The sequence below is a fragment of the Streptomyces sp. NPDC088794 genome, from assembly GCF_044750545.1.
Classification (GTDB): Bacteria; Actinomycetota; Actinomycetes; order Streptomycetales; family Streptomycetaceae; genus Streptomyces.
Genome location: NZ_JBIVKB010000023.1, coordinates 1 through 21,785, shown reverse-complemented (window position 1 = coordinate 21,785; position 21,785 = coordinate 1). Strand labels below are relative to the sequence as shown.

Genomic DNA, 21,785 nt, shown 5'->3' with positions numbered 1-21,785 from the left:
TCCTCAGACGAGTTGGTAGCCGCGGAGGTTGGTGAGCAGCAGGTAGGTGTTCTGCAACGAGCCGGAGGTGTCGCCGAGGGAGCGGTAGATGCCCCACTTGGGGCGGACCCGGTCGGCGAGGAAGGTGTCGACGCCGGTCCTCGACGCGTCGATCGCGGTCGTGGAGCCGGACGTGAGGATCCAACGGACCGAGCCCGCCGTGCCGTTGCCGACCTTGATCTGGAAGTCGACGTCGGTCCACCTGTCGTGCAGCGGGGCGAGGTCGGTGCGGCCGACGAGGATGTCGTCGATGGCCAGCTTCAGTTCGATGGTCTGCACGCCGTTCACCCGGCGCAGGGACTGCACGACGATCGGCGAGGTGCCGCTGCCGGGCTGCTTCATCTGCATGATGTGCGTGAAGGTGGTGGTCGCCTTCAGCGAGCTCGGGATGTACATCGAGTACGTGAGCCGCCAGGTCTGGCCCGCGGTCCACTTGAGGTAGTTCGAGCCGCTGCCGTTGCGCAGCCCGGTGACCTCCTGACGCTGCCGGTCGGTCGACGTGTCGCGGTCGACGGTGTGCATGTCGAAGCGCCAGTTGGCGCCCGTGGCGCGGATGTGGGGCTGTCCGGCCGGGTGCGAGTCGGCGCGGTCGTCCTCGATCGTCTCGAAGGCGCCGAGGCCGTCGGCGCTCGCCGAGGGGGCCCACTTCTGCTGCCAGGAGGCGGCCGAGGCCGACGGTGCGGGCAGCCCGACGACGGCGCCGGCCGCACCGCCGACGGCGGCCCCGAGAAGAGCCCTTCTGGACGTGCTCATGACACTAATCACCCCGCAGTTGTTCGTTCATGATCAGGAAGGCACCGAGGCCGTGGAAGTCGTTGGTGGCCCGGGTGCGGGCGATGTAGTACGCGTAGTCGCCGACGTTCGTGCCGATGGTGATGTCGGCCAGGTTCGTGCGGCCGTCGGCGCCGACCGACAGCCGCGCCAGCACGCCCTCGTAGCCGCGCCGGGCGACGGTGGCGAAGTGCGGGTCCAGATAGCCCTGTTGGGCGCCGCGTGAGAGGGCGTAGGTGAACATGCTGGAGCAGGAGGTCTCGGTCCAGTTGTCGGCCCGGTCACCCTTGTCCATCACCTGGAACCAGCGTCCGCTCGCCGGGTCCTGGTATTTCTCCAGGCCGGCCGCCAACCGTTGGAGGATGCCGAGGAGTTGAGGCCTGCGCGGCTGGTTCGCGGGGATCGCGTCGAGGACGTTGACGATCGCCATGGAGTACCAGCCGACCGCCCGGCACCAGTGCTCGGGAGCGAGACCGGTCTGCGGATCCGCCCAACCCACGGTCCTCGACTCGTCGTAGGCGTGCTTGAGCAGGCCGTTCGCGACCTGGAGGTGGGCGCCGTAGACGGCGAGTTGCTTGGCGGCCTCGTCGTCGGTGTACGCGCGGTCGCCGAACTCCCTGCCGTACTCGACGAGGAAGGGGTTCACCATGTAGACGCCGTCCGCCCACAGTTGGTGCGCCCGGCTGCTGGTGTCGGCGTGCCAGAAACCGCCGTCGCTCGTGCGCGGATAGGTGGTCAGGCGGTCGCGGATCTTCTTGGCCGCCTTGCGGTAGCGGTCCTGGCCGGTCTCGTGGTGCAGGATCACCAGCAGCCGTCCGGCCTGCATGCTGTCCAGGCTGTTGAACGACTGGTCGATGGAGCCGTCGCTCTTCACGAAGCGGTCGACGTAGCTCTTGATGTAGGTCAGGTAGCGCGCGTCGTGGGTGCGCTGGTAGGTGAGGTACTGGCCGTAGAGGTAGAGGCCGACCGGGTAGGACCAGCCGCCGATGGTGCTCGGCGTGTAGCGTGCGATCGTCGAGTCGACGACCGCCGTGGACCAGTCGGGGGCGACGGAGGGTGTGGCGGAGGGCGCGGAAGCGGCCACGGCCGACACCGGCACGGCCGCCGGCAGCGCGGTCAGGGTGGCGGTGGTGAGCGCGACCGCCGTGAGCGCCGCCCGTAGACGCCTGCGCCGGCGGGCACTTTCATCCGATGTTCTCCTGATCGACGGCTCCGTTCGGGAAGCCGCGAACACGTTCTCGTTCATGTGCGCATACCTGCTCTCCAGGGGAGTGGGGGGTCTGGGAGCGTGCAAAACCCGAGCACAGGCAGCGTTCACATGCATGCACCGGGTTCATCGATACGTCCGACAGCGCGATCCAGAGTCCCGGCATGGCGATGCACGGTCAATGGTTCGGACCCAGGAGATCGGATGCTTTCCGGCCAATCTCGGGCTCGGAAACTGAATCGCCGGTCAGTTCGAGATGATTCTGCGCGGATTCTGCGGTCAGGAATGCATCACGGCCCGTAATCGTTGACCATGGGAGTGCCATCTGACGACAACCGTAAGGATCGAGAGCTCGTGAGCAGCAAGGTCCCCCCGATCATCCTCAACAACGGCGTCGAGATGCCCCAGCTGGGCTTCGGCGTCTGGCAGGTGCCGGACGACGAGGCGGAGCGGGCGGTCGCCACCGCGCTCGAGGCCGGGTACCGCAGCATCGACACAGCGGCGATCTACGGCAACGAAGAGGGCACCGGCAGGGCGATCGCCGCCTCCGGCGTCCCCCGTGCGGACGTGTTCGTCACCACCAAGCTCTGGAACGCCGACCACGGGTACGACGCCACGCTGCGCGCCTTCGACACATCGCTGGAGAAGCTCGGCCTGGACTACCTCGACCTGTACCTGATCCACTGGCCGACCCCGGCCAAGGACAACTACGTCGACACGTACAAGGCGTTCGAGAAGCTCCTCGCCGACGGCCGGGTCCGCGCGATCGGTGTCTCCAACTTCGAGCCGGAGCACCTCAAGCGGCTCATCGCGGAGACGTCGGTCATCCCGGCGGTCGACCAGATCGAACTGCACCCGCAGCTCCAGCAGCACGCGGCGCGTGAGTACCACGCGGAGCAGGGCATCGCGACCGAGGCCTGGTCGCCGCTCGGCTCGGGCAAGGGCCTCCTGGAGGTCCCGGCGATCATCGCCATCGCCCAGAAGCACAACCGCACCCCGGCCCAGGTCGTGCTGCGCTGGCACCTCCAGCTCGGCAACGTCGTGATCCCGAAGTCCGTGACGCCGTCCCGGATCAAGGAGAACATCGAGGTCTTCGACTTCAGCCTGGACACCGAGGACCTGGCGGCAATCAGCGCACTGAACGAGGACCGTCGCCTGGGCCCGGACCCGTCGACGTTCAACGCCGGCTGACCGCACCCGACCCCTCAAGGGCCGCCCGTCCACCCAGGACGGGCGGCCCTTTCGCGCGCTCTCACCCGCGCGACAGTCACGGCCTCACCCGTACGGCAGACCCGGTCTGTACCAAAAGACGCGCGAAGGGGTTGACGCGAACACGCCCATGGGGCCACCTTGTACGGCACCCGGTAAGGAAACTTTCCTAACAGAAGGGTCCCCCACCAGTGCGCATACGAACACTGACCCTCGCCGCGGCCTCCGGTGCCGCACTTCTCGCGGCCGGTGTGCTCCCGGCCCAGGCGAACGGTTCCGCAGGTCCGGCGTCCACCCAGGAGGGCTCGGTCAGCGCGGCCTCCCTGCTGGCCAAGGTGACGTCGTGTCAGCAGATATCCAACGGCAAGTACCGCACGGACGAGGAGACTTCGGCCACGGTACCGGTGTGCGGCAAGAACGGCGCCGTGTTCTGGAAGGCCGACATGGACGTCGACTGCGACGGCCAGCGCACCGCGAAATGCAGTGAGTCCACCGACCCCTGGTACCAGGACGACACGGCGTTCCACCAGTCCAACGGCCAGCCCCTGCGGGCCGATTCGCTGCCGTACGTCGTGGTGCCCAGCACCAGCAGCATCTGGAACTACTCCAGTGCCGGCATCAAGGGCGGCGGCGTGGTCGCCGTGATCTACAACAACAAGGTCGAGTACGCCGTCGTGGGCGACACCGGTCCCACGCAGATCATCGGCGAGGCCTCCTACGCCACCGCCCAGGCGCTCGGTATCGACCCCGACCCCGAGACCGGCGGCACCGACTCCGGCGTCACCTACATCCTGTTCAAGAACTCCAAGGTGTCCCCCATCGAGAGCCACAGCGCGGCGGTCACGCTGGGGGACAGCCTGGCCAAGCAGTTCCTGGCGAACAACTAGCAGCCGCCGACCCGGAAGGACCGTAGGTCAGTTGGGCTGTCCGAGCGGCCGTACGACGACGGTGTTGATGTCGACACCGTCGGGCTGCCGGACGGCCCACACGACCGTCTCCGCGATCTGGTCGGCGGTCAGCAGCTGCCCCGGCGGCAGTCCGTTCCCGTCCCAGAACGGCGTCTCCACGCGGCCCGGGGCGATCAGCGTCACGCCGACGCCCCAGTCGGTGACCTGACGCCGGGTGTTCTCGGCGAGACCGGTCACCGCCCACTTCGTCGCCCCGTAGATGTTGCCCGGGCCATTCACGAAGCCGGCGACACTGCCCACCAGCACGATCCGGCCCCGGGTCTCCTTGAGGGCGTCGATCGACGCCCGGATCAGGAGGGCGGGGCCGAGCACGTTGGTCAGCACCATGTCGGTCCAGCCGGCCGGGTCCCCCTCCGCCACGGTGTCGTGGGAGGCGAAGCCCGCGTTGGCGACGACCGTGTCCAGCCGCCCGAACTCCTTGATCGTGGTGGCGACAGCCGTCTGGACGTCGTCGTAGTCGGACGCGTTGCCGACGAGCGTCAACAGGTCGTCGGGGTCGCCGAGTTCGGCGGCGAAGCCGCGCAGCCGGGCCTCCCCGCGGCCGGTGACGGCCACCCGGTGTCCCGCGTCGAGCAGTCGGCGCGCGACGGCGGCGCCGATGCCGCTGCCGCCGCCGGTGATGAGTGCGACCGGTGAGTCGGTCATGTGCGTACCCCCTGTGTCTCAGTGACGGGGGGAGTAGATCAGTTGGAGCGCGCTCGATGTCAAGGACGGCAGCCAGCCCTACATCGGGCCGCGCACCGGTCCGGCATCGGGCCGCGTACCGGTCCGACACCGGACAGGGCACCGGTCCGACACCGGGCGCCACAGGCGTCCGGCCTCGGGCGTCCCGCCTCAGGTCCCGCACGTGTCCTTGTAGCCCGCCGACGGGAAGTACCGGTCCCACTCGGTCCTGCTCAACCCGCCCTCCGCCCGTTCGCACACCGTGGCCGCGGCGCGCTCCGGTGCCAACGGGCGGGCCCGGTCGGCCAGATGGGGCGTGGCGACGCGCACCTGGGAGCCGCCCGGGGTGAGGCCCGTGGCGAGTATCGGCCCGTCCCCCGCCGGCACCGTCGCGGCGGGCAGGGTGGGCGTCGCCGTCTCCCACACCTTGACGGAGCCGTCCGGCGCCCCGGCCACGAGCAGCGAACCGTCGGCGGAGAACGCCAGCGCGGCCTGGTGCCTTGTGGTGCCGGCCGCCTTCAGCACGGCGATCCGGCGCCAGTCGTGCGCGTCCCACAGGGTGACGCGGTTCTGGAAGTCGGCGACCGCGACGTACCGCCCGTCGGTGCTGAAGGCACCGGCGGTCAGCAGATCCTCGCCCTTGACTCCCCCATCTCCCGTGCGCCGCTTGCCGGTTGCGGCGTCGACGAGCGTGCCCTCCTCGGTCAGCGCGGTGTGCCCGGTCGGGTCGACCGCGACGGGTCCGGAGTCCTTCGCGCGGGCCGCGTGCGGTACCGGCCGTCCCCGCCGGTCGAACGCGGCGACGGTCGCCGCCTTCTCCCGCCATGCCCCGCCGGTCAACCCCTGCGCCGAGAAGGTCCGTACGACACTGGTCCGGCCGCCCTCCCTGTAGCGCACCACCCCGGCCGCGATGTCGAGCCGGATGTCGCCGACGGACGAGGAGGCGACGGGGAAGGTGAGCAGTGGTTCACGGAGGCTGTCGTCCGGCGGATCCGGCAGGTCGGTGCGCCACAGCGCGAGGGTGCCCGAACCCCAGGTCAGGGCGTAGGGACCGGCGAACTCCACGGCGTTCACGCCGGACAGCGGCAGCCGGGGCCGTTCCCGGCCGGTGCGGAGGTCCCAGGTCACGATCCCGTCGGAGGCGGCCGTCGCCACGGCCCGGCCGTCGGCGGAGAACACCAGCTCGTCACCCCGGCACAGGGCTCGTTCGGTGGCCGCGGGCACCGGTGTCGTCACCAGGCGACGCCGAGCGGCGTCCAGGACCCGCAGCTCTCCGTCGGCGTCCGTGCACCAGGCGACGTAACGCTCGTCGGGGCTCAGCACCGGCAACCCGCCGTCGTCGTCGCCCCGTTCGTACCGCAGCAGCACCCGTCCGGTCCGCGTGTCCCACATCTCCAGCGTCGCGCGCCCTGCGGCCGCGCCACGCCCGGGACGGCGTTGGAAGAAGGTGTGCCCGCTCGGCCCGAACGCGCCGTCGGAGCTGTCCCACGCGGCGGTGCCGAGCCGACGTGTGCTGCCGTCGGTGAGTCCGCCGATCAGCACGCCGTGGCCGCCCGGGTCCCGGTACGCGACCAGCCGTCCGTCAGGGCTGACGTCGATCACGTTCGCGGAGAGCCCGCGGCGCGGCACCGAGCGCAGTTGCCGGTGGGTCGGCACGTCCCACTGAAGGACCTTGTCGTGCACCACGGTTGAGAGGATCCGGCCGTCCCGGCTGAGCCAAACGGGGGCGTTGAGGGCCCGGCCGCCCGCCTCGGGCTGGGTGAACTCGTCCTGTTCGCTCTGCGCGGCGGCCGTCCTGAGCGCCTGCCGGGTCTCGGGCAGGTCGGCGGTGCGCCACGCGGCGAGGGCCAGGCGCATCGCGGTGCGCGGCTCGGTGGCGCGCAGCGTGTCCGCCTGTCCGGCGACCCGACGGGCCTCGGCCTCGTCGCGCTGCCGTGCGCTGACCCCGCCCTGCCGCCAGGCGGCCACGCCCGCGACGACGGCCAGACAGAGCAGTACGGCGAGCGCGCCGCTGAGCGTGCGCAGTCGGCGGGCGGCACGCGTGGCGGACCGTACGCCCTGCTCGTACGCGGCGACGCCGGCGGCGAGGAAGTCGCGCTCCAGGGGGTTCAACTCCCCTGTCCGCCCGCCACTTTGCTCCTCGCGTCCGTCCCCGAACGCCTCGCGGGCCTCGGACAGCCGTCTCCCCCGGTACAGCGCGCCCGCGTCCCGGCCCAACTCTGCCCAGGCGCCCGCCGCTTCGGTGAGCCTGCGGTGCAGGCGCAGCCGCTCGCGGTCCTCGTCGATCCAGGCGCGCAGTCTCGGCCAGGCGCCGATCAGTGCCTCGTGGGCGAGGTCGACCGTGTCGCCGTCGACCGTCAACAGCCGCGCGCGGACGAGGTGTTCGAGGACATGGGCGGTGGTTCCGTCGGCGTCGAGCTCCGCCCGCCTCGCGGGCCGTCGGGTGTCCTCGGTGCCCTCGCCGGGGTTCACCAGCCGCAACAGCAGGGCCCGGACAGCGACGGCCTCGGCGGGCGTGCGGCGCGCGTAGGTCTCCTCCGCGGTGTGCGCGACGGCGCCATGGATGCCGCCGACGGCCTCGTACGCGGCGAGGGTGAGCGTCTTGCCGGTGCGCCGGCGCCAGACCTCACGCAGGGCGTGGGCCATGAGGGGCAGTCCGCCCGGTTCGTCGACCACGTCCGCGACGATCCGGGCGGTGAGCGCGCGCTCGACGACGAGCCGACAGGCCGCGGCGGGCCGTACCACCGCCTCCCGCAGCCCACTCGCCGTCATCGGCCCGGCCAGCAGCGTCGCGTCCCGCAACGCCTCGGCGAGCGGCCCGTGTTCGGCGCAGCGGCCGTAGAAGTCGGCGCGCACGGCGAGCAGGACGCGCAGCCGTGACGCCGGGTCGGTCGCGCGCAGCAACTGCCCGAGGAATCGGGCCCGTTCGGCCGGGTCGGCGCAGAGGGTGAAGACCTCCTCGAACTGGTCGACGACCAACAGGGTGTCGCCGGGCGAGTCGTGGGGCGTGAAGAGGGCTTCGTGGGTGCGGGCCGGATGGGGGCCCGGGGTGAGGAGCCGGATGGCGGCGGGGCGGAAGTCGACTCCCCCGGACTCCGGGAAGCCGGCCCCCTCCGGCTCGCGGAAGTCGACTCCCCGCAACTCCCGGAGGCGGGCTCCCTCCGGCTCCCGGAAGTGGGCTCCGCACGGCTCCCGCAACCGTGGTATCAACCCCGCCCGCAACAACGACGACTTGCCGCTCCCCGACGCGCCGACGACCGCCGCGAACCTCGTACGCGCGGTGAGCCGGAGCAGTTCGGCGGTCAGGTCGTCGCGGCCGTGGAAGTGCTCGCCGTCGCCGGTCTCGAAGCGGGCGAGTCCGGGATAGGGGCTGCCCTCCGAGTCCGTGTCGTCGCTCGCGCGGGCGTCGGCGGCCTCGGCGACGGCCTCCCGCAGGCGCAGCTCCCACTCCGCCGGATCGCCGTCGCAGGCGGTGACGTAGGCGAGCAGCACCGGCAGGCTGGGCAGCCGTTCACCGCCCGCCGCCGCGGACAGGGTCGGGGCCGAGTAGCCCGCGCGGCGCGCCATCTCGCGGTACGTCGGACTGTTCGCCTCGTCGCGCAGCTTGCGCAGTTCGTAGGCGAACCGCTGGACGACGCCGTCCCCCGGATCGAGCGGTTTCTCCTTGCGGCCCATGTGCGTTCCCCCTTCGCCACGGTCGCTTCACACGCTAACAACCCGCTCGTCGAATTGTTCGGCGCGCCGGTTGGGGGCTGCCCAACAACGCGCTGACCTCTGAACTCGTCGGTGACACGCGCCGCTTCGCGAACCCCCGCCTGCCTCCTCGCGATGCCGCATGCCTGTTCGCGACCACCGCAACGCACCGGAGCCGACCATCGCCACGATCCACGCACCCGAGCAACTCGCCGCCCCCGTCCGGCCCTCAGCCACCCGCCCCCACACCGCCGGGCCCGCGCGCACCCCCGCGGCCGTGCCCCTGGTCCCCGTCGTCCTCTCCCTCGCCCTCGGGCTGTGGGGCCTGACGCGCGGCGGCAGCATGTGGCGGGACGAGGCGGTGACGTACGACATGGCACGCCGTTCGCTGCCCGACCTGTGGGCGACGCTGGGTCACGCGGACGCGGTGCACGGCCTGTACTACCTGCTGATGCACGGCCTGTTCGCGCTGTGCGGCGGGGCGGATCCGCTGCTCGTGCTCCGGCTGCCCTCGCTGCTGGCGATCACGGCGGCGGCCGGGACGGTGGCGCTGCTGGGCCACCGCCTCGCGGGCCCGCGCACGGGGCTGCTGTCCGGAGTCGTCTTCGTCCTCCTGCCGCCGGTGCAGCGCTACGCCCAGGAGGGCCGTTCGTACGCGCTGGTCTGCGCGTTGGTGGTCTGGGCGACGTATCTGCTGCTGCGAGCCGTGCGCACGGGCACCGGACGGGCCTGGTTCGCCTACGGCGCCGTCGCGCTCGCCGCCTGCGCGGTGCACGAGTTCGCCGTACTCGCCCTGCCCGCACACCTGTTGGCGCTGCCGAGGAGTGCCCGCGCCGCCGGACTGCGCACCATGGCGGGCGTCTGTGTCTGCCTCGCGCCCCTGGTCGTCCTGAGCACACGCCAGACCGAACAGGTGGCGTGGATCGGCGGGATCGGAGCGGGCGCGAATATGGGCTTCGCGGGAGTGTCGGCGCTCGGGCTGGCCTGCGCAGGGGTGCTGCGCCGCGCGGGCCGCCGCGAGCCCATCGCGCCGGCGCTGTCCCTCCTCGTGCTCCCGCCCCTGCTGCTTCTCCTGTTCTCGCTGGTCAAACCGCTGTACGTGGACCGTTACGTCCTCTACGCGCACGCCGGGACGGCCCTGCTGGTCGGTGCGGCCCTCGACCGGCTGTTCCGCGCACGGGGTCGCATCCGCGCCGGCGCCGTGCTCGCGGCCGGGGCCGCGGTGCTCGCCCTGCTGCCGGTGACCCTGGACCTGCGCACCCCGCACAGCCGTACCGACGATGTCACCGCGATCGCCGAGGCGGTCCGCGGCGCCGGCCAGGGCGCGGACGGTATCGTCTATCTCCCGTCCCGCCGCCGGGTGTGGTCCCTCCCCGACCCGGCCCCCTTCCGCGGCCTGCCCGACCTGGCCCTGTCCGGTTCCCCGGCCGCTTCCCGCACGCTCTACGGCACGGAGCTGCCGGCGGCGGACATCCGCGCCCGCCTGCGCGCCGCGACCCGGATCGTCGCTCTGCGCGATCCGGCGGGCGAGCCTGTCGACCGAACGGCTCAGGAGGCTGCCAAGCGGGAGGTGCTGGCGGAGGACTTCGTCGAGTGCGGCACACGGCGGCTACGGGGCGCGCGGCTCACGGTGTACGCACGGCCGGGCGATTGCTGAGCGTCGTACGACTCACGCGGTCCGTACCGCCGTGTGCACCGTGTGCGCGGCCAGCACGAAGACGTCCGGGCGGTGGTGGACGCTCGCCTTGTCGTCGGGGTCGAGGAGGCGGTCGAGGGTCGTGCGGTCGTCCGGGGCGAGGTGGTCGCCGAAGCCGTCGCGGAGGCGGGTGAGGGTGTCGGCGATGTAGGCACGGGCCCGGTCCCTGGCCGGGGCGGGCAGGTCGAGGAGGAAGGTGCGGGTGCCGGTCGGGCGCAGTCCCGCCGAGGCCATGAGCGCCGGCCAGTCCTCCGCCTCGGCCACGGCGCCCGGCAGGTTCGCCCGCATCTCGGCGAACCACTCCTCCTCCAGCGCGTCGAGCCGCGCCTGGAGCCCGGGGCGGCCGAAGCCGAGGTCGCGCGGCAGGAAGCGCGCGGGCAGACCGCCCTCCATCAGCGCCAGCGTGCCGCCGGGCGCGAGCCGGGCGGCGAAGGCGGCGAGCGCGGCCCGCTGGTCGCCGAGGTGATGCAGGCTGCGGCTGGCCCACAACAGATCGGCGGGGTAGTCCAACTCCTCCAGAACACCGGGCAGTTCACCGGCGAGCGTGCCGAAGCGGTCACCGACACCGAGCCGCTCGGCGCGGTCGCGGGCCCGGTCGAGGAGCGGCTCGGCACCGTCGACGGCGACGATCCGGGCCCCCGGAAAGGCCTCGGCCAACAGACACGCGACGACACCCGGCCCGCTGCCCGCGTCCACGATCAGCCCGGGTTCCGTCTGCTTGTCGGCCAGCCAGGCCATGGCCCGCTCGTACAACGACGTGAACAGCTCGGCCTGCGCTTCGAGCCGCGGCGCCATGGCGGCCCAGTCGAGGTCGGTGTGGTGGTGATGATCGTGACCGTGGTCGTGCGCCATGGAAGGAAGCCTCTCGTCCGGATACGGCTCCAGACTGCTCCGGCCCACCACAGAACGGCAACGACAGTTGCCGTGTCGGCAACAAAGACACCGGGATCTATGCCAGAAAGGCTGACCCCCACGCCCCTCAAGGGGCGCGGGGAACTGCGCGACCAGCCACAACCGGCCCGCAGCCAAAACTCAACCCACCCGTCAAAGCCTAGAGCGGCGGGTACGCATTCTGCATCAGCTGCTGGAACTGCGCCGAGAACCAGTGCCCGGACAACGGCGCGTTCGCCAGCGCCCCAGACATGCTGTTCCCGTTACGGGCGTTCCCCGTGTACGTCGGATCGCACATCCGGTCGAACCCCTTCCCCTCGTCGTTGGGAATGGCGGTGCTGGACCCGTCCGACTCCCCCGGCGGCTTCATCCACACATACGCGTCGATCCCGGCCGCCGGAGCCGCCTTCGGCCGCTCACCGAGACCTGCCCCGGACTGGTTGCACCAGTTCCCGACGTGGATCCGCCGGTCATAGCGCCCGCCGTCGACATACGTGTCCACGCTGGTCGTCGCGCCCGGCCCGGCGGGCCGCGCGGTGCCGCCCCAGCCGTTCCTGGAGGTGTCGATCAGCATGCCGATACCGGAGTTGAAGCCCACCGACACCAACTGCGTACGGAAGGCCTGCGCGTACGACAGCTCGTCCACGTACCGGTTCCAGTCGACCCACTTGGACTGGCGCACGGACGTGCCGTTCACGGAGTCGTTGATGGTGAAGTTGTTCTCCTTCAGGGCGCTGTAGTTGGCCGTGTTGGTGATGAAGCCGTGCACGTCGTCGACGGTCGCGCCCTCACTGGTCGCCGCCTGCTTGAACAGGGTCGCGGAGGGGGCGAAGTTGTCGTCCCAGCCGAGCCAGCCGTGGTGGCCGGCGTCGATGTAGTTGTAGACGTTGGGGATCGCGCCGAGCTTGGCCAGCGCGTAGCCGACGCCCTTCACGTAGTTGCCGTTGGCCAGCATGGTGTCGCAGGCGGGAGTGGCGGTGGCCCGACTGCCGGTGTTCGTCACGAGGTTGGGCAGCGAGTCGATCTCGATGGTCGTGACGATCCGCAGACCCGCGTACTTGCTGTCGGCGAGGATCGCCGCGATCGGGTCGATGAACTGCGTCTTGTACTTGTCGATCTCCGTCGGTCCGAGCTCACCGTTGGAGGCGAGGGCGGCGCAGTCCCGTCCGGGGAGGTCATAGACAACCAACTGGACGACTTCCTCGCCGCTGCCCTTCTGGGCGAGCGCCGCGTCGAGGTGGGCGCGCAGACCCATGCCGCCGTTCACACCGTTGATCGCGGCGATGCGGTCGAGCCAGACGCCGGTGGGCTGGTTGGAGATCCGGCTGCCACCGGTCTCGGCCGCCGCCTTCGCGGACCACTCGGGGTTCACGTACACCTTGGCGCCGGCGTACGGGTTGTCGACCTTGGTGGACGGATCACCGGGGTCGCCCGGATCCGTGGGTCCACCGCCCCCGTCGTCGACGTTGCAGGTCACGCCGTCGAGCGTGAACGTGGTCGGCAGCGCGTTGGTGCCGCTGTAGGACGCGTTGAACCCGAAACTGACCGAACCGCCGCTCGGCAGACTCCCGTTGTACGTCTCGTTGGCGGCGGTGACGGCCGCCCCGCTCTGGCTGATCTTCGCGTTCCAGCCCTGGGTGACCTTCTGGTTTCCGGCGTACGACCACTTCACCGCCCAACTGCTTTTGGCGGCACCGTTGTTGGTCACCGTCACGGCGGCGGTGAAGCCGGCGTCCCACTGGCTCTGCACCTTGTAGTCGACGCTGCACGGGATCGCGGCGATCCCGGCGTCGCCCGGCACGACGGCGGCCGCCGTCCCGGTGGCCCCGGCGATCAGCGCCAGGGCGGCGAGTATCGCTGTTCTGGTACGGCTCATGAGTGCGGGTTTCCTATCCGTTGAGGGCGCGCAGGTGATCGCGCAGTCCGATGCCGTACGACGTGGGTGTGCCGTCGTAGTTGGAGATCAGGGACGGACCCGAGGAGCAGTCCCAGGTGTTCCAGGTCCAGCCCAGATAGGAGAGGTTCCGGTCGTCGAACCACTTCATGACCTGGTCGACGAAGGCGTGGGAGCAGGTGTTCTCGCCGATCTCCCCGGCCACCAGCGGTACTTGGGCGGCGACCGGGGCGAGCGTGGAGTTCCAGCAGCTCTCGCTCGCGCAGGTGTTGAAGTTGTAGACGTGGTAGGCGGCGACCAGATTGCCCTTGGGATCCGTGGGCTTGTACGTCAGCCACTGGCTGAGGTCGTTCGAGTAGGCCAGCCCGCCCGCCAGGATGACGTTCGCGGCGCCGGTGCCGCGGATCGCGTCGACGAGGTCCTGCATGCCGGCCACCTCGTAGGAGATGCCGGGGCAGGTGCCGCCGTCGCGCCAGCACTGCCACGCCTGGGTGGTCGTGGACGTGGCGCGGTCCGGGTAAGGCTCGTTGAACAGGTCGAAGACGACGGCCTGGTCGTCCTTGAAGGTGCTCGCCACCGAGGACCAGAAGGACGGCGTGTACTGCATGTCCGGCATCGGCTTCTGGCAGGTGGCGTGCACGTCGGAGCAGCCGGCCGAGTTGCCGGTGTACTGGCCGTAGGACCAGTGCAGTTCGACGACCGGTGTCATGCCGTGCGCCTCGACGCGGGCCACCAGGTCCTTGACGGCGGCGATGTAGTTGGCGCCGCCGTACTCGGGCTTGATGTTGGAAAGGCCCAGCCAGCACTCCTCGTTGAGCGGAATGCGGACTGTGTTGGCCTTCCAGTCGGCGATCGCCTTGACCGCCGCGTCGTCCACGGGACCGTCCCAGATCCCGTAGCCCTGGACGCACATGAACTCGCCGCCGGACCGGTTGACGCCGAGGAGGCGTCGGGTGGCGCCGCCGGCGTCCACGAGCTTGTTCCCGGAGACGTGCAGGGCGGGTGCGGTGCCGTCACCCGGATCCGGTGGATCGGTCGGGTCCGTCGGATCGGTCGGCGGCTGTGCATCGACGTTGCACGTAGTCCCGTTGAGCTTGAACGACGTGGGTACGGCGTTGGTCCCCGACCGGGAGCCGAGGAACCCGACGCCGACGCTCGCGCCGGTGCCGAGCGCGCCGTTCCAGCTCTCGTTGGCGGCGGTCACCGTCGTGCCGGACTGGGACCACTTGGCGTTCCAGCCCTGGGTGACCTTCTGGCCGTTCGCGAAGTCGAAGGCGAGGCTCCAACTGCTCACGGCCGCCGAGTTGTTGGTGATCGTCACCGAGCCCTGGAAGCCGGTGTCCCACTGACCGGTGACGGCGTACTCCACCGTGCAGGCGGGTGTTGCTCCGTGCGCCGTGACGACCGGAATGGTCATGGCCCCGACAAGGGCGACCGCTCCGGATACGGCTAAAAGTACTGAACGCGGAGGGTGTCGCATGAGCGAGTCCTTGCAGCTCGGGCGCGTCGTGACGGACGCGTCGACTGATGGAGTCGCTCCCACTGGTGTCAACGAAGCTAGCGCCAAGTGACGGCAAAGGACAGAGGGGTCTCACACTTTCGCTGACTTTCCATCAGTTCACCCGTGTCGAATGTTTTCGACTCTTCAAGCACCTTGACCGCTCTCACCCCCGTCCCCACTATGGGAGCGCTCCCACTGGTTCAAGGCTTGTTGCTGCTCGACCCCCACCCCCTTCAGAGCCGCCTCTCAGAGCTCCCCCCTCAGAGCCGCAAGGAGGACCAGCACATGCACCCCAGCAGGAGACGCCGCCGCGCGCGGCGCCTGTGGACCGCCGTCGTGGCCGCCCTCGCGCTTCCCCTCACGATGCTCGGTACCGGCACAACTCCCGCGCAGGCAGCGGCAGTTCAGTGCAGCGTGGACTACAAGGCGAACGACTGGGGATCCGGCTTCACCGCGGACCTCACGCTCACCAACCGGGGCACGGACGCCATCAGCGGCTGGACGCTGACGTACGCCTACTCCGGCAACCAGAAGCTCTCCAACGGCTGGAACGGCACCTGGTCGCAGTCCGGCCAGTCGGTCACCGTGCAGAACGCCTCCTACAACGGGACGATCGCGGCGGGCGCGGCCGTCTCCACCGGCGCGCAGTTCTCGTACTCCGGGACCAACACCGCGCCGAGCAACTTCGCGATCAACGGCACGAGTTGTGTCGGCGCGCACCAACCGCCGGTCACCGTGCTGACCAGCCCCACGGCCGGCGCGGTCTACACGCAGGGCACCGCGGTCCCGCTCGCGGCGACGGCCGCCGCCGCGGACAGCGCGACGATCAGCAAGGTCGAGTTCTACGACGACACGACCCTGCTCGGCACCGACACCAGCGCGCCGTTCACGTTCTCGGCCACCGGTCTTGCCGTGGGCAGCCACTCCCTGGTGGCGAAGGCGTACGACAGTCTGGGCGCGTCCGCGTCGTCGACGCCGGTCGGCATCACGGTCGCCTCGGGCCCTGCGGTGGTCGCCTCTCCCACCCAACTCGGTGTCCAGCAGGGCAAGTCGGGCACGTACACGGTGAAGCTGTCGACGCAGCCGACCGCCAATGTCACCGTGACGACGGCCCGCGCGAGCGGCACCACCGGTCTGTCCGTCACCGGCGGCGCGACGCTCACCTTCACGCCCGCCAACTGGAGCACGGCGCAGACGGTGACGATCACCGCGGACGCCTCCGGCACGGGTTCGGCCTCCTTCGAGTCGTCGGCGACCGGCCACGCCAAGGCGGCGGTCACGGTGACGGAGCTGGCGGCCTCGAAGGCGTACGACGCCCGCTTCCTGGATCTCTACGGGAAGATCACCAACCCGGCGAACGGCTACTTCTCGCCCGAGGGCGTCCCGTACCACTCGGTCGAGACGCTGATCGTCGAAGCGCCGGACCAGGGCCACGAGACCACGTCGGAGGCGTACAGCTACCTCCTGTGGCTCCAGGCCATGTACGGCAAGGTCACCGGTGACTGGTCCAAGTTCAACGGCGCGTGGGCCCTCATGGAGAAGTACATGATCCCCACCCACGCCGACCAGCCCACCAACTCCTTCTACAACGCGTCGAAACCGGCGACCTACGCGCCCGAACTGGACACTCCGAACGAGTACCCGGCGAAGCTCGACCCGTCGGTCCCGGTCGGCTCGGACCCGATCGCGGGCGAGCTGAAGAGCGCGTACGGCACGGACGACGTGTACGGCATGCACTGGCTCCAGGACGTCGACAACGTCTACGGGTACGGCGACACACCCGGCGGCGGCTGCGAGGCCGGACCCACGGCCGACGGACCGTCGTACATCAACACCTTCCAGCGCGGCGCGCAGGAGTCGGTGTGGGAGACGGTGCCGCAGCCGACCTGCGACGCCTTCAAGTACGGCGGCACGAACGGGTACTTGGACCTGTTCACCGGTGACTCGTCGTACGCGAAGCAGTGGAAGTACACCGACGCCCCGGACGCCGACGCGCGTGCCGTGCAGGCCGCGTACTGGGCGGACGTGTGGGCCAAGGCGCAGGGCAAGGGCGGTGACGTCTCCGCGACCGTCGGCAAGGCGGCGAAGATGGGCGACTATCTGCGCTACGCCATGTACGACAAGTACTTCAAGAAAATCGGCAACTGCGTGGGCCCGTCGACCTGTCCGGCCGGCACCGGCAAGGACGCCTCGTCGTACCTGCTGTCCTGGTACTACGCGTGGGGCGGCGCGACGGACACGAGCGCGGGGTGGGCCTGGCGGATCGGGTCGAGCCATGTGCACGGCGGGTACCAGAACCCGCTCGCCGCGTATGCGCTCAGCGCGTACGCGGATCTGAAGCCCAAGTCGTCGACGGGGGCGGCCGATTGGGGAACCTCACTGACCCGGCAGTTGGAGTTCTACCGCTGGCTGCAGTCGAACGAAGGGGCCATCGCGGGTGGGGCGACCAACAGCTGGGCGGGGCGGTACGCGACTCCGCCGGCCGGGACGTCGACCTTCTACGGCATGTACTACGACCAGCAGCCCGTCTACCACGACCCGCCGTCCAACCAGTGGTTCGGTTTCCAGGCGTGGTCGATGGAGCGGGTCGCCGAGTACTACCAGCAGACGGGGAACGCGAGCGCCAAGGCGGTTCTCGACAAGTGGGTCGACTGGGCGTTGTCCAAGACCACGATCAATCCGGACGGGACGTACCGGATTCCGTCCACGCTTCAGTGGTCGGGGCAGCCCGATACGTGGAACGCGTCAAGTCCCGGCGCCAACAGCGGACTTCACGTCACTGTCGCCGACTACACGGATGACGTCGGGGTGGCTGCCGCGTATGCCAAGACGTTGACGTACTACGGCGCGAAGTCCGGTGACGCGGAGGCGAAGTCGGTGGCGAAGGCGTTGCTGGACGGCATGTGGGCCAACTATCAGGACGGGCTCGGTGTCGCCGTGCCGGAGACGCGGGCCGACTACAACCGCTTCGACGACTCGGTGTATGTGCCGAGTGGGTGGAGCGGGAAGATGCCGAACGGGGATGTCGTCAACTCCTCGTCGACGTTCGCCTCGCTGCGGTCCTTCTACAAGAACGACCCTGCCTGGTCGAAGATCGAGGCGTATCTCGCGGGTGGCGCGGCGCCGTCGTTCACGTATCACCGGTTCTGGGCCCAGGCGGACATCGCCATGGCCATGGGTTCGTACGCGGAGCTTCTTGAATAGCTGCCTCGCCGGGCGCTTCTCGGGAAGGTCGTGTTTCGGCTGCGGGCCGTGCGTGGCTGGTCGCGCAGTTCCCCGCGCCCCTCAAGAGGGACGTGGCGAGTCACGTCTCTCCAGGAAGCGTCCGTTCAGGCTCCACGTACGTTGCTCCGTCACCTGACGGCGGAGCCGATCGGCCGGGCGGCCCTCTCCCGCACTGAGGGCCGCCCGGTTCTCGCGCGCCCCCTTTCCGGAAGGACCCCCCGTGCGAAGAACCCGCATTCTTACGGCCGTTCTGGCCCTCGCGGCCGGACTGCTCGCGGGCAGCCCGCCTGCCCTCGCCGCCGGCAGCCCGAACGTGGCACTCGCCGCCGATACCTACACCTGGAAGAACGCCCGGATCGACGGAGGCGGATTCGTCCCCGGGATCGTCTTCAACCGCAGCGAGAAGAACCTCGCCTACGCCCGCACCGACATCGGCGGTGCCTACCGCTGGGAGGAGTCGTCGAAGACCTGGACGCCGTTGCTGGACTCGGTCGGATGGGACGACTGGGGGCACACCGGTGTGGTGAGCCTCGCGTCCGACTCCGTCGATCCGAACAAGGTGTACGCGGCTGTCGGCACGTACACGAACAGTTGGGACCCGACCAATGGGGCCGTGCTCAGGTCCGGTGATCGGGGCGCCAGTTGGCAGAAGACCGACCTGCCCTTCAAGTTGGGCGGCAACATGCCCGGCCGGGGCATGGGCGAGCGGCTCGCCGTCGATCCGAACAAGGACAGCGTGCTGTACCTGGGCGCGCCCAGCGGCAAGGGGCTGTGGCGGTCGACGGATTCCGGGGTGACCTGGGCGCAGGTGACGAACTTCCCCAACGTCGGTGACTACGTGCAGGATCCGACGGACACGAGTGGGTACGCGAGCGACAACCAAGGGATCGTCTGGGTCACCTTCGACGAGTCGACCGGCAGCGCCGGGAGCGCGACCAGGACCATTTACGTGGGGGTGGCCGACACCGCCAACTCGGTGTACCGCTCGACGGACGCCGGCGCGACTTGGTCCCGGGTCGCCGGGCAGCCCACCGGATTCCTCGCGCACAAGGGCGTGTTGGACGCGCGGAACGGCTACCTCTATCTCGCGTACAGCGACAAGGGCGGGCCGTACGACGGGGGCAAGGGCCAGTTGTGGCGGTACGCGACGGCGAGCGGAGCCTGGACCAACGTCAGTCCGGTCGCGGACGCCGACGCCTACTACGGGTTCAGCGGGCTGACGATCGACCGGCAGCATCCCGGCACGGTCATGGCGACGGCGTACAGCTCCTGGTGGCCGGACACGCAGATCTTCCGTACGACGGACAGTGGCGGCACCTGGACGAAGGCGTGGGACTACACGTCGTATCCCAACCGCGCGAACCGCTACACGATCGACGTCTCGTCCTCCCCCTGGCTGACCTTCGGCGCGAACCCCTCACCTCCCGAACAGGCCCCGAAACTGGGCTGGATGACGGAGTCGCTGGAGATCGACCCGTTCGACTCCGCGCGGATGATGTACGGGACGGGCGCGACGCTCTACGGCACGGAGAATCTGACGAACTGGGACAGCGGCGGCCAGTTCACCGTGAAGCCCATGGTGCAGGGCCTTGAGGAGACGGCGGTGAACGACCTCGCCGCTCCCCCGTCGGGCGGCGCCCAACTCCTCAGCGCCCTCGGGGACATCGGCGGTTTCCGGCACACGGACCTCAGCAAGGTGCCGTCGATGATGTACACGTCCCCGAACTTCACCACGACCACCAGCCTGGACTTCGCCGAGACGAACCCCGGCACGGTGGTCCGCGTCGGCGACCTCGACTCCGGTCCGCACATCGCGTTCTCGACGGACAACGGCGCCAACTGGTTCGCGGGCGCCGACCCTTCGGGCGTCAGCGGCGGCGGCACGGTCGCCTCGGCGTCCGACGGCAGCCGCTTCGTCTGGAGCCCGGCGGGCACGGGCGTGCAGTACACGACCGGCTTCGGTTCGTCCTGGTCGGCGTCCAGCGGTGTCCCGGCGGGCGCGGTCATCGAATCGGACCGGGTCGACGCGAAGACCTTCTACGGCTTCAAGTCGGGCACGTTCTACGTCAGTTCCGACGGCGGCGCGACCTTCACCGCCTCCGCCGCCACCGGCCTGCCGAGCGGCGACACCGTCCGCTTCAAGGCGCTGCCCGGCACGAAGGGCGACATCTGGCTGGCCGGCGGCGCCTCGGACGGCCCGTACGGACTGTGGCACTCGACGGACTCCGGCGCGACCTTCACCAAGCTGTCCGGCATCGACCAGGCCGACACGGTCGGCTTCGGCAAGGCGGCGCCGGGTGCCTCGTACCAGACCCTCTACACCAGCGCGAAGATCGCCGGCGTACGCGGCATCTTCCGCTCGACGGACAAGGGCACGACCTGGACCCGCATCAACGACGCCGCCCACCAGTGGGGTTGGACGGGCGCGGCGATCACCGGCGACCCTCGGGTGTACGGACGGGTGTACGTCTCGACGAACGGCCGGGGCGTCATCTACGGCGACACGTCCGACCCCGGTGGTGGAGGAGGCGGCGATCCCACTCCCACAGGCGCCTGCACGGTGACGTACAAGATCACGAGCCAGTGGTCGGGCGGCTTCCAGGCGGATGTGCAACTGGCCAACACGGGATCAACCACCTGGAACGGCTGGTCACTCGACTGGTCCTTCCCGGACGGCCAGAAGGTCAGTCAGCTGTGGAACGCCGGCTACACGCAGTCGGCCGCGGCCGTGACCGCGAGGAACCTCGGCTGGAATGCGAACGTGGCCGTCGGCTCGTCCGTGAGCTTCGGCTTCACGGGCAGTTGGTCGGGGGCGAACACGAAACCGACGTCGTTCAAGCTGGGCGATCAGAACTGCACGGTCGTCTGACCGAGCGGGGTGCGCACCCGACTGCGGCACGCACCCCGTTCCTGCCGCCCTACGGCGCGTACACCGCAGGTCGAGGCGCCGTCGCCATCCCGTCGCCGATGAAGAAGCTCGGGTGCGGGGGCTGGTTGTACGCCGTGTTCTGCCAAGCCAGGGCCGTGCGGTACTGGGTGTCGTGGAGGAGGGTCGTGATTCTCGTGGTCGTCTCGTACGGCGTCGAGTAGATCCTTAGCGCCGTGTTGTCCGACGTCGGCCAGACGACCTCCTCGCGCCAGTCGCCGAGGAGGTCGCCCGACAGGGACGGCGTCGCCTTGGTGCTGTTGTTGGAGTGGACCGAGGCGCCGGTCAGGAGGCGGGTGTCGGAGGCGGTGCCGTACTTGTCGATGTGGGTGCCGTCGAGGAGTTCGCGGACCGGGTCGCCGTCCCACCAGGACAGGAAGTTGGTGCTGGACGGCTTGCGGGTCGACACCACCGTGCCCTTGGGGCCGCGGATGCCGCTCTCGGACGCCGACCACGATTCGGCGCCCGCGCTGCCCGCCCAGATGTCCCCGGAGACACCCCGGCCGTTGTCGCCGTTGGCCGGTGTGGACCAGATGATCGCACCGGTCTTCGCGTCCGCCAGCCACGACGACGGCTTCGAGGAGTCCTCGTCCACCTTGAACTCCTCCAGGCCCGCACGCGACGGGTCGAGGTCGCCGACGTGCATCGCGTCGCCGTGGCCGTTCTTCGTGGTCCAGAGGCCGGAGCCGTTGTCGTCCACGGTCATCGAGCCGTACACGATCTCGTCCCTGCCGTCCCCGTCGACGTCCGCGATCGACAACTGGTGGTTGCCCTGACCGTCGTACCCCTTGCCGGAGTTGGTGGAGGAGTTGGTGTCGAAGGTCCAGCGGCGGGTGAAGGCGCCACCGCGCCAGTCCCAGGCCGCGATCACCGTTCGGGTGTAGTAGCCGCGAGCCATGATCAGGGAGGGCCGGGCGCCGTCCAGGATCGTGTTGCCGGTGTAGCCGGACTGGGAGTTGTCCTTGGCGTTGGTCGGCTGCCACTTGAGGACGAAGTCCAACTGGCCGTGAGAAATTGTCAAGAACTGTGGATGGGGTCTCATCCTGGCTGTCTGTAGCATCAGCGCGTGCCGGAGATATGGATCGGTCTCGATGTCGCTGCC

Annotated in this window: 12 protein-coding genes and 1 pseudogene; 5 read left to right on the top strand and 8 right to left on the bottom strand. The window is 70.0% G+C overall.

Annotated features, from left to right (window positions below; translation table 11 throughout):
- Positions 1-3: 3 nt before the first annotated feature.
- A complete protein-coding gene (locus ACIP6U_RS43640) occupies positions 4-792 on the bottom strand; it encodes a Tat pathway signal sequence domain protein (RefSeq protein ID WP_401728584.1) in 789 nt (262 codons plus the stop codon).
- Between the two features lie 4 nt (positions 793-796).
- Positions 797-2,056, bottom strand: coding sequence for a glycoside hydrolase family 105 protein (locus tag ACIP6U_RS43635; protein WP_401728582.1), 1,260 nt, complete (start codon positions 2,054-2,056; stop codon positions 797-799).
- Between the two features lie 315 nt (positions 2,057-2,371).
- Between ACIP6U_RS43635 and ACIP6U_RS43630 the strand changes: the two genes are divergently transcribed.
- Positions 2,372-3,208: an aldo/keto reductase gene (locus ACIP6U_RS43630; protein WP_401728580.1), complete on the top strand. Its 837-nt coding sequence runs from the start codon at positions 2,372-2,374 to the stop codon at positions 3,206-3,208.
- Between the two features lie 209 nt (positions 3,209-3,417).
- Positions 3,418-4,113, top strand: coding sequence for a glycoside hydrolase family 75 protein (locus tag ACIP6U_RS43625; RefSeq protein WP_401728578.1), 696 nt, complete (start codon positions 3,418-3,420; stop codon positions 4,111-4,113).
- Positions 4,114-4,140: 27 nt separating this feature from the next.
- Here the strand turns inward: ACIP6U_RS43625 and ACIP6U_RS43620 are convergent, their stop codons facing one another.
- Together ACIP6U_RS43620 and ACIP6U_RS43615 are read right to left on the bottom strand one after the other, a co-directional pair.
- Entirely contained in the window at positions 4,141-4,839 is a 699-nt protein-coding gene (locus ACIP6U_RS43620) for an SDR family oxidoreductase (protein WP_401728576.1), read from the bottom strand.
- Positions 4,840-5,028: 189 nt separating this feature from the next.
- Positions 5,029-8,532 carry a hypothetical protein gene (locus ACIP6U_RS43615; protein WP_401728574.1) on the bottom strand — a complete coding sequence of 1,168 codons (3,504 nt, stop codon included), beginning with the start codon at positions 8,530-8,532 and terminating at the stop codon, positions 5,029-5,031.
- 160 nt (positions 8,533-8,692) lie between these two features.
- Here ACIP6U_RS43615 and ACIP6U_RS43610 point away from each other — a divergent pair, with 160 nt between their 5' ends.
- Positions 8,693-10,207, top strand: coding sequence for a glycosyltransferase family 39 protein (locus ACIP6U_RS43610; RefSeq protein WP_401728572.1), 1,515 nt, complete (start codon positions 8,693-8,695; stop codon positions 10,205-10,207).
- Between the two features lie 12 nt (positions 10,208-10,219).
- Here ACIP6U_RS43610 and ACIP6U_RS43605 read toward each other — a convergent pair whose 3' ends face one another.
- From ACIP6U_RS43605 to ACIP6U_RS43595, 3 genes are all read right to left on the bottom strand, one after another.
- Positions 10,220-11,098 carry a class I SAM-dependent methyltransferase gene (locus ACIP6U_RS43605; protein WP_401728570.1) on the bottom strand — a complete coding sequence of 293 codons (879 nt, stop codon included), beginning with the start codon at positions 11,096-11,098 and terminating at the stop codon, positions 10,220-10,222.
- A gap of 199 nt (positions 11,099-11,297) precedes the next feature.
- The gene (locus ACIP6U_RS43600) at positions 11,298-13,013 is read right to left on the bottom strand and encodes a glycoside hydrolase family 6 protein (protein ID WP_401728568.1); all 1,716 of its coding nucleotides are present in this window, start codon (positions 13,011-13,013) and stop codon (positions 11,298-11,300) included.
- A 13-nt stretch (positions 13,014-13,026) separates the two neighbouring features.
- Entirely contained in the window at positions 13,027-14,511 is a 1,485-nt protein-coding gene (locus ACIP6U_RS43595; RefSeq protein WP_401728566.1) for a cellulase family glycosylhydrolase, read from the bottom strand.
- Between the two features lie 306 nt (positions 14,512-14,817).
- Between ACIP6U_RS43595 and ACIP6U_RS43590 the strand changes: the two genes are divergently transcribed.
- Both ACIP6U_RS43590 and ACIP6U_RS43585 read left to right on the top strand, forming a co-directional pair.
- Positions 14,818-17,736: a glycoside hydrolase family 48 protein gene (locus ACIP6U_RS43590; protein WP_401728564.1), complete on the top strand. Its 2,919-nt coding sequence runs from the start codon at positions 14,818-14,820 to the stop codon at positions 17,734-17,736.
- A gap of 241 nt (positions 17,737-17,977) precedes the next feature.
- Positions 17,978-20,626 (top strand): cellulose binding domain-containing protein, encoded by a 2,649-nt coding sequence (locus ACIP6U_RS43585; RefSeq protein ID WP_401728562.1) that lies wholly within the window; start codon positions 17,978-17,980, stop codon positions 20,624-20,626.
- A gap of 49 nt (positions 20,627-20,675) precedes the next feature.
- On the opposite strand, the pseudogene ACIP6U_RS43580 reads toward ACIP6U_RS43585, so the two are convergent.
- Positions 20,676-21,689: pseudogene (locus ACIP6U_RS43580) on the bottom strand (rhamnogalacturonan lyase); the annotation flags it as partial.
- Positions 21,690-21,785 lie beyond the last annotated feature (96 nt).

What these genes read in the sequence shown, in the direction of transcription:
- ACIP6U_RS43620 (WP_401728576.1), bottom strand. Translation starts at nt 4,839, where the DNA reads ATGACCGACTCACCGGTCGCACTCATCACCGGCGGCGGCAGCGGCATC.
- ACIP6U_RS43600 (WP_401728568.1), bottom strand. Translation starts at nt 13,013, where the DNA reads ATGAGCCGTACCAGAACAGCGATACTCGCCGCCCTGGCGCTGATCGCC.
- ACIP6U_RS43605 (WP_401728570.1), bottom strand. Translation starts at nt 11,098, where the DNA reads ATGGCGCACGACCACGGTCACGATCATCACCACCACACCGACCTCGAC.
- ACIP6U_RS43615 (WP_401728574.1), bottom strand. Translation starts at nt 8,532, where the DNA reads ATGGGCCGCAAGGAGAAACCGCTCGATCCGGGGGACGGCGTCGTCCAG.
- ACIP6U_RS43595 (WP_401728566.1), bottom strand. Translation starts at nt 14,511, where the DNA reads ATGCGACACCCTCCGCGTTCAGTACTTTTAGCCGTATCCGGAGCGGTC.
- ACIP6U_RS43640 (WP_401728584.1), bottom strand. Translation starts at nt 792, where the DNA reads ATGAGCACGTCCAGAAGGGCTCTTCTCGGGGCCGCCGTCGGCGGTGCG.
- ACIP6U_RS43635 (WP_401728582.1), bottom strand. Translation starts at nt 2,056, where the DNA reads ATGAACGAGAACGTGTTCGCGGCTTCCCGAACGGAGCCGTCGATCAGG.
- ACIP6U_RS43610 (WP_401728572.1), top strand. Translation starts at nt 8,693, where the DNA reads ATGCCTGTTCGCGACCACCGCAACGCACCGGAGCCGACCATCGCCACG.
- ACIP6U_RS43590 (WP_401728564.1), top strand. Translation starts at nt 14,818, where the DNA reads ATGCACCCCAGCAGGAGACGCCGCCGCGCGCGGCGCCTGTGGACCGCC.